10 protein-coding genes are annotated in these 14,631 nt (G+C 41.0%); 7 read left to right on the top strand and 3 right to left on the bottom strand.

Translation table 11 applies throughout. From position 1 onward, the window contains the following. Positions 1-15 precede the first annotated feature (15 nt). The 4 genes from U2718_RS23400 (at position 16) to U2718_RS23385 (ending at position 8,012) form a co-directional block, all read left to right on the top strand. Positions 16-4,080 carry an ATP-binding protein gene (locus U2718_RS23400; RefSeq protein ID WP_342002579.1) on the top strand — a complete coding sequence of 1,355 codons (4,065 nt, stop codon included), beginning with the start codon at positions 16-18 and terminating at the stop codon, positions 4,078-4,080. A 241-nt stretch (positions 4,081-4,321) separates the two neighbouring features. Next, the gene (locus U2718_RS23395; protein WP_342002578.1) at positions 4,322-4,795 is read left to right on the top strand and encodes a hypothetical protein; all 474 of its coding nucleotides are present in this window, start codon (positions 4,322-4,324) and stop codon (positions 4,793-4,795) included. Positions 4,796-4,961: 166 nt separating this feature from the next. Then, complete coding sequence (locus U2718_RS23390) at positions 4,962-5,192, top strand: hypothetical protein (protein WP_342002577.1); 231 nt, start codon at positions 4,962-4,964, stop codon at positions 5,190-5,192. A 96-nt stretch (positions 5,193-5,288) separates the two neighbouring features. Further along, positions 5,289-8,012 carry a pentapeptide repeat-containing protein gene (locus U2718_RS23385; protein ID WP_342002576.1) on the top strand — a complete coding sequence of 908 codons (2,724 nt, stop codon included), beginning with the start codon at positions 5,289-5,291 and terminating at the stop codon, positions 8,010-8,012. Between the two features lie 232 nt (positions 8,013-8,244). Here the strand turns inward: U2718_RS23385 and U2718_RS23380 are convergent, their stop codons facing one another. Next, a complete protein-coding gene (locus U2718_RS23380) occupies positions 8,245-8,631 on the bottom strand; it encodes a response regulator (RefSeq protein ID WP_342002575.1) in 387 nt (128 codons plus the stop codon). A gap of 108 nt (positions 8,632-8,739) precedes the next feature. Between U2718_RS23380 and U2718_RS23375 the strand changes: the two genes are divergently transcribed. Next, on the top strand, positions 8,740-9,453 hold the full coding sequence (locus U2718_RS23375) for a Crp/Fnr family transcriptional regulator (protein ID WP_342002574.1): 714 nt from the start codon (positions 8,740-8,742) through the stop codon (positions 9,451-9,453). 615 nt (positions 9,454-10,068) lie between these two features. After that, complete coding sequence (locus U2718_RS23370) at positions 10,069-10,785, top strand: Crp/Fnr family transcriptional regulator (protein ID WP_342002573.1); 717 nt, start codon at positions 10,069-10,071, stop codon at positions 10,783-10,785. Between the two features lie 1,200 nt (positions 10,786-11,985). Here the strand turns inward: U2718_RS23370 and U2718_RS23365 are convergent. Then, positions 11,986-12,657 carry a (2Fe-2S) ferredoxin domain-containing protein gene (locus U2718_RS23365; RefSeq protein ID WP_342002572.1) on the bottom strand — a complete coding sequence of 224 codons (672 nt, stop codon included), beginning with the start codon at positions 12,655-12,657 and terminating at the stop codon, positions 11,986-11,988. 106 nt (positions 12,658-12,763) lie between these two features. Beyond that, positions 12,764-13,015, bottom strand: coding sequence for an Asr1405/Asl0597 family protein (locus tag U2718_RS23360; RefSeq protein WP_342002571.1), 252 nt, complete (start codon positions 13,013-13,015; stop codon positions 12,764-12,766). 775 nt (positions 13,016-13,790) lie between these two features. On the opposite strand from U2718_RS23360, the gene U2718_RS23355 reads away from it, so the two are divergent. Then, positions 13,791-14,345, top strand: coding sequence for a Dps family protein (locus U2718_RS23355; protein WP_289789271.1), 555 nt, complete (start codon positions 13,791-13,793; stop codon positions 14,343-14,345). Positions 14,346-14,631 lie beyond the last annotated feature (286 nt).

Genomic DNA, 14,631 nt, shown 5'->3' with positions numbered 1-14,631 from the left:
TGGGGAGAGTGGGTGATGATTATTATCCTTGTCTTTGCGTCTCCACCTCCCCGCGTCCTTTTCCCAGTCCCCTTTATCTTATCTTCATCATTTCCTCGGAGAATATTCGGTTTAGCGATCGCCTTTTTGTTTCTTTGGGAACACTCTATTAAAGAGTGTATTGAGGGAGTGTCAAAAGTGACAGACGATTATGTAAATTCACCTCTTTCCTTAAGTGACAAAGAAGTGGTTATACAGGCTATTACTACTATTCGGGAAAGATTGCCACTATTAATTGATGTTACTGAGCCGCAGTGTAAATACTTACCAGAAGATGAGGAGAAAAATCAGGAGTTAGTCAATAAGGCTTTAGAGGTGGCAATGCAAAATCCGAATTTTGTGTCTTGCAGCAAACTACCCCAAAAGCGCCAGACTCTGCAACAGATTCTCAAACAACGCCAACAATCAAGTTTCGTGGGGCGGGAAGAACAAATCGCTCTATTTCGCCGCAATTTAGAATTGCCGTTTGCTGATCATCAACATAACTTTATCTTCAATGTTTTTGGTCAGGGTGGTGTAGGAAAAACCTCGTTATTGCGGCAGTTTCGTCAAATTGCTGAGAATGCAAAATTCCTCACCGCTTATACAAACGACTCGGAAACTAACATTCCGGCAGTAATGGCTTATTTGGCAAAACAGCTAGAACAACAAGGTTGTCAATTAACCAAATTTAACGAACGTTACCAAGCTTACCAAAATACACAACAAGAATTAGTAACTGATACTGAAGCTCCCCAGAATTTTTCGGCTTTTTTAAGGGGAACTGTGCCGAAAGGAGATATATATTTACAGCTACAAATTCCTCGTACTCAGCTTGTTTTGGAATACGTGGATCAAGATATCGAAGCAATACAGACAGAATGGGCATCCTATCTTGCTAGAAAAATCCACAATCAAGACAAACGACGCTTGTTGCAAGAACCTGTTGCCGTGTTAACACCTTTATTTTTAGAGGAGTTATGGCAGATAGCAGAAAATTCCGATTTGGCTCTGTTTTTTGATACTTACGATCGCACAGAGGGATTTTTAGATGGCTGGCTCAGAGAAATTTTGGATGGTTGCTATGGTGACGTACCACCCAATATATTACTAGTGATTGCTGGTCGGCAGGAGTTAAATCAGAATTATTGGGCGTGCTACGAAGATTCAATCCAGCGTCTTGGTTTGGAACCTTTGACTGAAAACGAAGCCAGACTATATCTAAATCACAAAGGCATTAATGACGCCCAGACAATTGATGTTATTCTCCGTCTGTCTGAACGCTTACCCTTATTGGTAGCAACTCTTGCTGCTGAAGCTCCTCAAGATCCAAGCCAAGCTGGTGATGCTAACGGCTTAGTGATAGAACGCTTTTTAAAATGGATAGAGCCAAAACAACGGCAAGGAGTTATGAGCGCTGCAATGCCTCGGTATTTGCACCGGGAAGTGCTCGTGCAGTTGCGTGGTGAACAAGAGGCAGATGAACTTTTAGCATGGCTCAAACAATTGCCATTTGTGGAAGCACATCCTCACGGCTGGGTATTTCATGATGCTGCCAAGACTTTGATGTTACGTCACAAGCGTCTTTCTTCAGCACAAGCTTGGGCAGATTCGCAGGGAAAATTGGCAGACTACTACGATGCTCTGGCAAATAACTTGCAATTAGACGAACAGCAAAAGTGGTGTGATGCGACTTGGCAAAATCACAAACTCAATGTCTTGTATCACCGCTTGTGCCAATCCACGCAAAAGAACTTGTCTTTAGCTTTAAATGGATTTTTGACAGCTGTTCAGCACCAATATGATTTTGCTTTGACTTGGGCAGAAACAATCATTCAGGTTGGCAGAGATGCTGATGCCCTAGAAGTTCAGCGTTGGGGTGAAAAGCTACTCAAAGGGCTAAAAGCCTTAAAAGAGGATGATTATGAAACCACGATCGAAATGCTGAGTTCACTCATCGATCAGGGGAAGCTAGATGCTAAGTGCCGAGCTTTAGCTTTTAGCTTTCGGGGTGCGATATATCATGTTACCAAACGTGATGAAGAAGCCCTCAAAAACTTTAAACAAGCTACTGCTCTCGACTCTACAGTCAACTTAGCAAATTTACTACGAGGTTCTATTTATGCTGAATCGGAGCGTTACTCGGAGGCGATCAAAAACTTTGATCAGATAATTTTCTTTGAACCCCTAAATATTCAGGCGATCGCCCAACGAGGTTATACCTACCACTTGATGAAGCACTATCAAGAAGCAATTCAAGACTTTGATCGTGCTATTGCGATTAACCCAAATTACATGTGGGGCAGAATGCAGCGGGGGTATAACAATTTGTTGATGCAACGCTACGAAGAAGCAATCCAAGACTTTGATTGTGTTCTGGAAAATGACTTACAACAAAACGGGGCAATTGCCCTCCGAGGAATTGGATACTACTTGCTTGAACGCTATTCCCAAGCTATTCAAGATTTTGATCGCTTCCTGGCATTAGAGCCAGACGATATCAAAGTAATCTTACTGCGGGGTACAGCATATTACTTGCAAGAGCGCTATGACGAAGCGGTGCAAGACTTTAACCATGTTCTCAAGGTAGAGCCAGAACAAACCCAAGCCCTTGTCTTGCGAGGTACAACATATAAGTTAATGGAGTATCACGTAGAAGCGATTCTCGATTTTGATCGCGTCATTCAACTAGAGCCTACCAACAAATGGGCGATCGTTCAACGAGGGCAAACTTATCGCCGCATCGAAGATTATGCTCAAGCAGTGCAAGACTTCGATTTGGCGATCGCTTTAGATACCTATGACATTGGAGCAATTATTAACCGGGGTGAGACTTATCAATTGATGGGAAACTATGACAAAGCCCTCAAAGATTTTAATCGTGCTATTTCCCTTAACCCCAACAATACTTGGGCAATTACTAGCCGGGGTGAAATTTACCAATTGATGAGACAGTACGAAGAAGCTCTCCAAGACTTTGAGCGTGCGCTAGAACTCAATCCTAATTGCACCCAAGCTATCAGCAGTCGAGGTAAAACATATCAATTAATGGGACATTACGATCAAGCCCTCAAAGAATTTAAACGAGCAATCGAATTTAAACCCCAAGACACTTGGTTAATTGCCTGTCGCGGTGAAATTTATCAATTGATTGGGAACTATTCTAAGGCTCTCAATGATTTTAACCATGCTTTGAGCCTCGATCCTAATTACACCTGGGCAATTGTTTGCCGGGGCGAGGCTTACCAATTGATGGGGCGCTACGATCAAGCCCTCACAGAATTTAACCGCGCCCTAGAAATCGATCCGATGAATGATAAAGCCATAGCAGCAAGAGGTTATGCTTACTGGACAATTAATAATTACACTGAAGCTCTCAAAGACTTTGATCGTGCCATTGAACTAGACTCCAATAATGGCAAAGCTTGGGTTGGGAGAGGTTACACATACCGAGGGATGAACCGTTACACCGCAGCTCTCAAAGACTTTGATCGTGCCATTGAGATAGATCATAATAACGGCTGGGCATTAGCTGGGCGAGGAGCTATCTATTGCCGGATGGAGAATTATAACGAAGCTCTCAGCGACTTTGAGCGCGCTCTGGAAGTTAGTTCAAAACAACATTACGAGTATGCATTAGCTGGGCGCGGTTACACTTATTTGCTACTCAAACGCCATAACGAGGCTTTAGCAGATCTCGATCGCGCGATCCAATTAAATACCAGCAATGATTGGTATATGTATTTACGCGCTTTAGCCTACCAAACCCTGAACGAAACAAGTAAAGCACGAACTGACTTAGCCTCAGCCATTAAGCTTGCTAAACAACGTTACCAAGATAATCCTCAAGACTGGCGCAATACCTTTAATTTAGCCCTTTACTATTTGGCAGTTCAGTATTATCCAACCGTAGAAAACTTATATCGATACGCCATATCTAAAGGTGCATCTTTAGAGCATATCCGTGAAGCTATTCATGACTTGGATAATTTTTTGACTGTATTCCCCGAACATCTCCAGGCTAAGTTTATGCGCCAACTGTTACAGTCTGCTTTTAATTGATGGAGTAGAGACGCGAAATTACCCTACGGGAACCCCTGCGGTGTACGCGTCTCTACAATACAAACAGCCACCAAGCAGCAGCCCACAAACCCTCGTTATCCTTGTTACCAGGTTCACCTGGTAACAATAACTAGAGCCTCTGGCTCTACTTTAAATATTCTCTAGCCCCTAGCCCCTATTTAGCGATCGCTTTTCTAATTTTGGGAACACTGAAATTAAAGATTTAGATTGAGTAATTTATATGACAACAAAAAGCATCAGTGCCAATATTTCCAAAGCAGACAGGGAAATGGTGATGCAGGCGATCGCGACTATCAAAGAAAAGTTACCGTTTTTGGTTGATTTGACTACTGAGGAGCGGCGTTCAATGTTAAAAATGGGAGATAAAAGTCGGGCTTTTGTCAGCAAAGCCTTAGAGGTAGCGACACAAAATCCTAATTTTCTCCCTCGTTCTTTTGATGTTGAGGAAATGCGCCGTGATATTGAATTGTACGAAGCGTTATATCCCATATTGCTATCTCTCACACAACTACAAGAATTAGTAGACGATACTTGGATGACAACTGGGAGTGAAGCATATGCAGCAGCACTGGCAGTTTACAGCTATGCTAAAGCCAGTGGTGACGTGATGGGATTAGACGGGGTGATTGATGAAATGGGACGCAGATTCACCCGCCGTTCAAAGAAAAAGCCATCAGAAATTCCTGTTAGTTAATTAGCGATCGTACTTTTACCCTACAGGCTATAAGCCTGGGCTACACAAACAAAGCCTGCCTCCGCAGGCTTTAAAATTTTCATTATCTTTTAGTCCGCGTCGGCGGACTTGGTTTGTGTAGCAGCGAATTCTATTCGGCACATCTTGATATGTTGAGCTTGAGAAGGTGAAAGTTGAGCTTTTGAGGTTCAACCTTGAGCTTGAGAAGGTGAAAGTTGAGCTTTTGAGGTTCAACATTGAGCCTCTGAAGATGAAGTTTGAGCTTTCGAGGTTCAACCTTGAGCTTTCGAGGTTCAACCTTGAGCTTTTGAGGTTCAACCTTGAGCTTGAGAAGGTGAAAGTTGAGCTTTTGAGGTTCAAAGTTGAGCCTCTGAAGGTCAATTGTGACTTTTTTTGAATAAATTTTAAATTTACTTGTGTTGTTCAGAAAAAAAGATGTCTGGCGTTGTTTAAATAGATTGGCTAAATATCTCTACAGCGTCACACAACAGCCATGAGCAGCGAATCGGGATTTGCAGTCACTAAGCCTGTTGCATTATGGAATAAACCAGTAAAAGCAGACTTCAAGGAACTCTTTAAGTCATTAAGCAAAGCTGCAATCAATACTGCTTTAGGCAAGTGGGATAGTGTTGCCACCGATGTTGTAGACGCTTCAGCTGCACTGGGTTTAGCAGAAACACCACAAGAAGTTGCCTGGGTATTAATTTATCGCTCCTTGACTCAAGCGATGTTGGATTTGGTAGAGGGCAATAAGGAGTTACTTACCAACCAACCAGACACCAATGAAATAGAAATCATTTGCAATCATCGCCTAAATCTCTCCCTGGAAAATATAGAGTTACGCATTGACGAGGATTTTTTTCGCTACCCAAAAAGACTACCGATTGTAGAAGCCATTAAAACTCCATTTGCCCAGTGGTTAGAAGGCTTTGGAGTCACACCAGCACAAGCAGAGACAATTAGCCATCGCTTGCCTACCTATTTTGTCTTTGCCCTGCATGAAGAATGGGCAAAACATCCAGATAAATACGCCTGTTTAAAAGAAGAACTCGATACCCCTTTTACTCAAGCCAATGCACGAGAACAAGCATGGCAGCGTTATGGCACTTGGCTGCAAAAACAAGTTGAAGAACCGATGTTTTTAGAAGCCTTTGGCTTGAAACAGGTTTATGTTCCCTTGCGTGCCTACTACCAGCGCAAAACTGACAGTCAAACAGAAGACGAATTTGAATACCGTCTCAAAGACAATAAACAATATGAGCGGGTTGTAGTTGATCTAGAAAAACAACTACAAACTTGGTTGAATAAAAGCGATCGCCATGATGCCATCCGGGTAATCAGTGCTGGCCTCGGAAGTGGGAAATCTTCCTTTGCTAAAATCTTTGCAGCCCAGGTAGCAGAAAAGGGAGAAATTAAAGTTTTATTTATTCCTTTGCATCAATTTAATCCCCTAGATGATTTAGTTGATGCAGTCGGTAAGTTTGTAAACTCAGATATTTATAGTATTTTACCTTCTAATCCCCTATGTTCAGAGTATGCCGAATCGCGGTTGCTAATTATTTTTGATGGCTTAGATGAACTATCTATGCAGGGTAAAGTGGCAGCAGAAGTTGCCCAACAATTTGTCCGAGAAGTACAGAAAAAAGTAGATAGATTTAATCAGCAAGAAACTCACGTACAAGTCATAATTAGTGGTCGTGACTTAGTAGTCCAAGCAAATAGCAATGAATTTCGCCAACCACAGCAAATTTTGCATATCCTGCCTTATTTCATCACTGAAGATGAGAAAAAAAAGGAAAAATACATTGATAATCAAAACTTGTTAGCCCAGGATCGGCGGCAATTGTGGTGGCAGTATTATGGCAAAGCTAAAGGTTACGGATATACAGGTTTACCACCAGAGTTAGACCAAGGTAATCTCACAGAAATAACTTCCCAACCTTTGCTTAATTATTTAGTGGCATTAAGTTTTGTTCGCGGTGAAGTTGAGTTTTCTCAAGACAGCAACTTAAATACTATCTATGCCGATTTGCTCAAAGCAGTTTATGAACGTGGTTGGGCGGGATATCAACATCCTGCACTACAGGGAATTCAGGAAAAAGACTTTGTTCGCATCCTCGAAGAAATTGCACTAGCTTCTTGGCATGGAGATGGACGCACAACAACGGTTAGAGAGATTGAAAGTCATTGCGATCACAGTGGTTTAAAGCGGCTTTTAGAAATATTTCAAGAAGGGGCAAAATTAGGAATAAATCGTCTGTTAACTGCCTTTTATTTTCGGCAAAGTGGATTTCATGAATACGAGAAAACTTTTGAATTTACCCACAAAAGTTTTGGTGAGTATTTAACAGCAAGACGCATCGTGCGAGAAGTTCGGCGTATGCATGATATGTTGCAACGTCGCCAAGACGATCCAGATGAAGGATGGGATGAACGAGACGCGTTACAACGTTGGGCAACTCTCTGTGGTGCATCCGCTATGGATGAGTATCTTTTTAATTTTGTTGTTGATGAAATGCGTTTGCAAAATCCTTCAGATGTCAGCAATTGGCAGCAGACGCTATGCGCTCTAATCGGTTTTATGCTGCGTCATGGAATGCCGATGGAACGCTTAAACCCCAGAGCAGATTTTCAGGAAGAAAACCGACAGGCGCGTAATGCAGAAGAAGCGTTGTTAGCTGTTTTAAATGCCTGTGCTAGGGTGACAGAAAATATTTCTCAGATTAAATGGCCTGCTCCAGAAGCGTTTGGTACTTGGATTTCCCGGCTGCAAGGGCAAAGGGTAGATTTTGATAATGTTTTTTGCTTAAATTGCCTAAGTTTTTTAGACTTGCAAAACTGCATTCTCATCCTCAAAGATTTTTGCGGAGCAAGCCTTGTAGGAGCGAACCTTTTAGGAGCAAACCTTTTAGGAGTAAACCTTGAAGGCGCGAACCTTGAAGGCGCGAACCTTGAAGGTGCGAACCTTAAATGGGCGAACCTTAGATGGGCGTATCTTGTAGATGCGAAGCTTGCAGGGGCGTACCTTGAACGGGCGTACCTTGAAGGCGCGATCTTTAGATGGGCGAATCTTGAACGGGGGAACCTTGAACGGGCGAATCTTGAACGGGCGAACCTTGAAGGGGTGAAGCTTAGAGGAACGATTCTTGAGGGCAAAGATTTATCAAACTTGAATGTGGTATCAATTTCTGACACTGATGAATCTGAGACAAAGTAGCCTTCAGTCTTAGTAGTTTCAACTTTACAAAGGCAACTGTAAGCGCACTCTCAAAAAAGCAGCCAGTAGTGGCGTGTCAAGACTAAAATGTTACATGATAGCTTTCTTGTGGGATAAGCTCTCTAGCCCGTCCGTGCGGACAAGATGTCCACACCACAAGATTTATTTTTATGGACGTTAGTCCTAACGCACCGAAAATTAGAATAGTGCGGCGCTTGGCGACAACACACCCTTAAAATTGCAAATCGTCGCCAAGAATTTCGGCAATTGTTCTAGCAACTTGATCGGGATCAATTGGCTTAGTTAAAAAAACTTGGACACCAACCCGCATCAGTTCTTCCCGCACCAACTCGCGCAAATCTCCCGAACACACCACAATTGGAGTCGAGCGATCAAAAGCACGAATTCCATCAATTAATTCAAAGCCTGTGCCATCCCAGAAATACAAGTCTATCAGGTAAAGATTGAACTCCCCACTTTGAGCAACTCGCAAGCCGTCAGTCACGCTCTGTACCGTCTCGATCTCATATCCCGCATCGTCTAGAATAAAACTTAACAACTCACAGTTGTCCTGTGAATCATCGACGTAGAGAATCCGTTTTTTGACGGGAAGAACCACAGTTACTTTTTTACCATCCTACTTTAGGTGCCTTTCTGCTCTGGGTAAGATTACCAATCTAAAGTAATACCTGTCCGTTCTCCAGCGAACGGACAAAGGAATAGAATTATGCTGAATTTTAGTGAGCCTGAGCGATCAAAAAATTTCATTCTAAATTCGCTACCGCAAGAAGAATACGATCGCCTATATCCTCATCTAGAACGAGTTGAGTTGAACCAAAATGATGTTCTCGTGCATATTAGAGAACCAATCACTCATGTGTATTTTCCAACTACTGCCCTGCTTTCTTTGGTGCATTCAACAATGGAAGGAGAAAGTGTCGAAGTTGGAGCTACGGGATTTGAAGGAATGGTTGGAACTACTTTTATTCTCAATCGAGATATTGCACCCTGGGAGATTAATGTTCTCATCACGGGCGAGGCATTCAAGTTAAGCGCTGAAGCTTTTGTCAGTGTTTTGCACAAGTCTGTTGTTCTACGGCAAAAAGTGACGGCTTTTGCTTACCTAAAAGTTATGCAGCTCATGCAATCCGCACTTTGTAATCGCTTCCATACGGTTGAGCAACGCTTTTGTCGCTGGTTGTTGGCAGCTCATGATCAAGTCAAAACCCCCGAACTGTTGCTGACGCCAAACATCCTAGCTACGATGATTGGTTCAACTCTTCCCGCCGTTAACATTGTTGCTGGAACTCTGCAAACAGCCGGATTTATTCGCACCACTCGCGGTAAAGTTACCATTCTCAACCGCGAAGAAATGGAAGAAGCAACTTGTGAGTGCTATCACATCATTAAAGATGAATTTGAGCGATACCTCCGAAACTGAGAGTTTTGTTTTGAATTTATCTCATGGCACTTCTAGCCAAGCAAATCATTTCACTGCTGAAGAATATTACCCTGCAAATCCTCAACATGGAGAGTCCGATTTTTAACAGGTGTTCAAATCCCCGACTTTTTGAAAAAGTCGGGGATTTAGTAATACTAAGTTGCAATTTTGAGGTAGTATTTCTCCCTTTGCTCCCCTGCTCCTCTGCCCCCTTGCCCCCCTGCCTGCCAAAACTAATATGTTTGAATGTAACTCGGTATAAGTTCGCCGTTCCCCCAACCCTGTTCCTACTTGCCATCCTGCTTTGGTTAGAAATAGACAGATTCTAAAGCTAAAATAACTCCTCCGTTCGCTGGAGAACGGACGAAGAAGGGGTAATCGTGCCATTTTGGGAAAATTGTACGTTAAGCAATATGCTCATACTGCCAAACCATTACTATGTTTGGGTTGCAAACGCGCAGCTAGCTTCCCTAGCCTTCCAAGTTCAAGAGCAATTTACCGAAAATGTATCTACCTGAAAGTCAAACAGTATAAGGCTTTGGGAGGTGCTCGAAATCTATCTAAATTTATTAGCGTACAATTTTCCCCCTTCGGCACGATCACCCTAAGGAAATTATGCTAAATTCCAATGAGCTTCAACGGTCGAAAAATTTCATCCTTAATTCGCTACCGCAAGATGAATATGATCGCCTGCATCCTCATTTAGAACTAGTTGAGTTACACCAAAACGAGACTCTCACTAGGATTAGAGAACCGATCACTCATGTCTATTTCCCAACAACTGTCTTGATTTCCAAGGTACATTCAACGCAAGAAGGCGAAACCGTAGAAGTCGGAATCACTGGATTTGAAGGAGTGGTAGGAACAGCATTTCTGTTCAATCAAAATTCTGCTCCTTGGCAAGTTGAGGTGCAACTTACAGGCGAAGCATTTAAATTAAGTGCCGAAATCTTTGCTAGCGTGCTACACAAGTCTGTTGTTCTAAGACAAAAAGTGACGGCTTTTACTTATCTAAAGCTGATGCAGTTGACGCAATCTGCACTCTGCAACCGCTTCCATACCGTTGAGCAACGTCTTTGCCGTTGGTTACTCGCAGCCCAAGATCGTGTCAAATCCCCCGAATTGTTACTCACGCGAGACACTCTAGCCTCAATGATTGGTTCAACTCGTCCCGCCGTTAGCATTGTGACAGGAACTCTGCAAACAGCCGGATTTATTCGCGCTACTCGCGGTAAAGTTACCATCCTCAACCGTGAAGAAATGGAAGAAGCGACTTGTGAGTGCTATCACATCATTAAAGATGAATTTGATCGATACTTAGAAATTAAATAAGAAGCGATCGCTAAGAGTTCCGTATACGCGATCGCTCCGAGTCGCTCCTCAGCTGGAGGAAACATCGATCCAGATTATATTGGTTACTGTGCCATTATTGATTGCAGTGGCAATCCCCTCATACCCCCAACCCCTCAAGGCTGATCAAAAAACTGCTCAACTTCTTGATGGACAACAACAAAAATGAGCGATCGCCTATGCTTTGATTCTGTCTCCATGAACTATTTAACAAAACGTCCACTTACAACCACTTATAAATAGATTTCGCTACTTTCTATAGGTAGATGTTGAGAAATTATTCATATGTTTAGATACTTAGAGATTAAAAAAATTCTCAGCGTCCGTATAAACTTAGGTTACTAAGTGGATGGATAATACGAAATACAAATGTTTCTGAAAAAATGAATATACAATACAACTAAGAAACTGTAATTTTTGATTCAAAAGCAAAAACTTTTTATCTTTAAATTTTATACTTCCATTTTTAGAAATTACTGGACAATATGATTTTTTATATGTAAGTAGCTGATATATCTGGGATAAGCAATTATTATTGAATATTCATCCAGCTTGCTTTATGTCTATTCTGAGTTACCTTTGAACTAAATTTCAGTTCACGTAGGTGTCTATTTTCATGTTATCTAAACAAATAGTTATCAAGGCTACAAAAATAGTTCCTATGAAACAATTTTTACCTTAGGGATGAAAACTTTAGTTTTTGTCTATCTTTGTGATCAGGAGAGAGAAATAATAGATAAATACCTCTACAGGTAGATTATTCTTATCTAAGAATTTGTTAATAAAAAAAGTCCTAGCTTCAACAAGAAGTCTAGGACACTAAGTGAATGGATAATTGTCTACCATCATAGCTAAAACTTCAAAGGATTGAATGAAAATTAAGTTAAATATTGAGTAAACACTTAAATATTGAGTTAAGTAAGTTTGAATAATTATTTAAATTTTTTTAAATTTTATTAAGCTCTTTACGAACGTCAAAGTTATAGTGGCTCAAAATCAAAAAATGTAACTTAACTTTGAGTAAACAATAGGCGCTATTTGGCTTTTGCTTAACTCAATCAAGCTGTTTTTTAAACATGAAAAACAATTATACAAGTCATACTTTTTTGTATAAATTTGAGACAAGTACGACTTAGTATACGTAAATAAAAGTTTTTTATTGGCTTTATAACTAACTTTTAACTAAACAGTAACTGTGCTTGCAATTGGCATTGTTACTTCTGTGACATTCTTTTTCTTCTGGCTTACACTGCTATCAGTAAAATGCTTTTCCATCAATGCAGGTACTTGGGTAGCTTGAATACGACTGTAACGGGTTTTGTCTGGCATCACTACATTCGGCCCTGCTTTACAGTTTTTCATACAGCCAGTAGCTTTGATAGTTACTTGATCTGCTAAACCGCGATCGCGCAAAGCTCCTTGCAACGCTTGACAGATGCCATTCGCACCACGTTTCATGCAATCAGACTTTTGACACACCAAAATAGTCGCTTTGGCTGGTTTTGCCTTGGCGTTAGTAGAAGAGGACACAAAGAAATTTTCTCTGTTTGTTTGCTTTTCTCCCCCTTCTGCTGTTCCCAACTCTCGCCGTGCCGCCATTACTTGTTGAGCTTTCAGCTTAACTTCGCCCGTCTTGCGATCGTGTTTTTTCTCACCTATGACTTGTAACCAAGTACCAGGTGGTAAGCGCCAGTCAAACGCCACTCGCAAGTGTTTAGCCAGCTTTACGTAACATTCACCTTCAGAAGTCGCTATTAGCAAGCCTTTGAGCTTGTAGCCATCTTTAATCACAAAATCAAGAAATCTTCCCTCAAGACAAAATTCTGATATTTCGTTGCTATGGGAATTACTCATGTTTCTAACCTTTTCTTTAGTTTTTACGAAAACCAGCAATCAGGGAAGGCAGGTTTTGAGATGCACAACAGCTTCCCATCCGAATTCAAGGCTTTTTAGCGTTTAACTACTGATGGCGATGCTGCCAACAGAGTTCTAAAGTCCAAATCAATTCTTGACGAGAGACTGTGAATTGTCGCATCACACTCCAAACTTGAATAGCTGCAAGAGTATTGTCAATTTGGACTGTTAATGGCTCGTTAGCCTCACACCAACAAGGAATATCTAGTTCCTGTAGGCGCTGATAAACTAGCCAACGCTCTGCCCAATTCACTTCTATAACGTGTTTTTCTTGTAATTTTGAACTGAAAGACTTCAAGATTCCTGCCCCCAGAATGCTAGAAAATCGCAGCAAATGGTGTGTTATCGCTTTTTTATGGTTTTGATTGTGCGGAGTATTACTCCTTAAATCAGAATAACCTAAGTGCGAACTTTTCTCAGTAGTTTTTGAAAAAAAATCTCAACCATCCCGCTAGCGGCTAGGAGCTAGGGGCTAGAAAGCTTGTCGTTACAATATCTTGGCAATCTCCGCGTCATCGCTATTTAGCTAGAGAATGGATTTTCTGGTGAGATAACTGACGCTGCGTATTTAAGTCTACTGAGGTGAACTTGCGCTATTAGCCTGGAACTTTTAGTTGTAGGCAAGATTTTGATGATTACAAAAATATGGGTAATGGCAAAATGGCAAGGGTAAAAAACTATCGGTTGGGGCTGGTAAAGTGAATAAGCTAATCCGCCTTTAAGTTGCATAATCCTTAGCCTTAGAAAGACGCGGGGATGCAATTTGAATGATTATTAGCTTAGGAATACAGATCACTGATGCCTAAATTATTATCCACGCCATTACCTTTATTCCTGACAAGGAAATAGACGACTGTATATAGATAAATAGAAAAACTGTTAATACTGTTAATGAAATATTGATGAGATATTGATGAGATTTATCGTCGTTAAGTAATAAAAGTAGAAGTTTTATTACTTCTAAAAAATCAAACTTTTATCGTATTGCTTGGTCTTGATTTCATTTCTTAAAATGCTAGGATGTAGAGACCAAGCGGTTAGTAAAGAATAACTGCTTCAAAGCGAGGAGAACCATGTCTGAAACACAAACTTTATTACAAAACTTTGGTCAAGTTTATGACAATCCTGTACTGCTAGATCGCAGTGTAACGACACCAGTTTGTGAAGGCTTTAATGTCGCTTTAGCTAGTTTTCAAGCACTGTACTTGCAGTACCAAAAACACCATTTTGTAGTTGAAGGTGCAGAATTTTACTCACTGCACGAGTTTTTTAATGAAAGCTATGAGGAAGTTCAAGGACACATCCATGAAATTGGAGAGCGTTTAAATGGACTAGGCGGTGTACCAGCTGCTAGCTTCAGCAAACTAGCCGAATTGTGCTGCTTCGAGCCAGAATCTGATGGTGTATTCTCTTGCCGTCAAATGGTGGAAAATGACCTCAAAGCAGAACAAGCGATGATTAAGCTGATTCGCAGCCAAGCTTCACAAGCTGAGAGTTTAGGCGATCGCGCTACTCGTTATTTATATGAACAAATTCTGTTGAAAACAGAAGAACGTGCTTACCATCTGGCTCACTTCCTTGCCAAAGACAGTTTAACCTTAGGATTTGTTCAGCCTGCTCAAAACTAATATCCTAATTACTCAAGCTGTCTGTTTGAGACCAAAGAAAAAGTTAGATGCTCTAGTTCTAAATAAATTATAAAGAAAAGGCAGAAAATGATATCTTTGAATATCTCTGCCTTTTTTAATATATGTATACAAAAAAACACAAAGCTTACTTCTAGGTATTCCTTTGACGCAGCTATTAGAAAGTATTCTTGTTTAACTGAGTAAAAGCATTAAATTTTGTCTTGCTGATGCTTACCGAAAAACAATTCAGTAATTGAGAAATATAGCTAATAATATTTTTTATATG

Origin of the sequence: Chlorogloeopsis sp. ULAP02, from assembly GCF_038404745.2 — a bacterium.
Taxonomy (GTDB): Bacteria; Cyanobacteriota; Cyanobacteriia; order Cyanobacteriales; family Nostocaceae; genus Chlorogloeopsis.
The sequence above is the reverse complement of the archived record's forward strand: the minus strand, read 5'-3'. Positions and strand labels throughout refer to the sequence as shown.

Coding starts and splice junctions, on each gene's coding strand:
- U2718_RS23400 (WP_342002579.1), top strand. CDS start 16: ATGATTATTATCCTTGTCTTTGCGTCTCCACCTCCCCGCGTCCTTTTC.
- U2718_RS23395 (WP_342002578.1), top strand. CDS start 4,322: ATGACAACAAAAAGCATCAGTGCCAATATTTCCAAAGCAGACAGGGAA.
- U2718_RS23385 (WP_342002576.1), top strand. CDS start 5,289: ATGAGCAGCGAATCGGGATTTGCAGTCACTAAGCCTGTTGCATTATGG.
- U2718_RS23375 (WP_342002574.1), top strand. CDS start 8,740: ATGCTGAATTTTAGTGAGCCTGAGCGATCAAAAAATTTCATTCTAAAT.
- U2718_RS23370 (WP_342002573.1), top strand. CDS start 10,069: ATGCTAAATTCCAATGAGCTTCAACGGTCGAAAAATTTCATCCTTAAT.
- U2718_RS23365 (WP_342002572.1), bottom strand. CDS start 12,657: ATGAGTAATTCCCATAGCAACGAAATATCAGAATTTTGTCTTGAGGGA.
- U2718_RS23355 (WP_289789271.1), top strand. CDS start 13,791: ATGTCTGAAACACAAACTTTATTACAAAACTTTGGTCAAGTTTATGAC.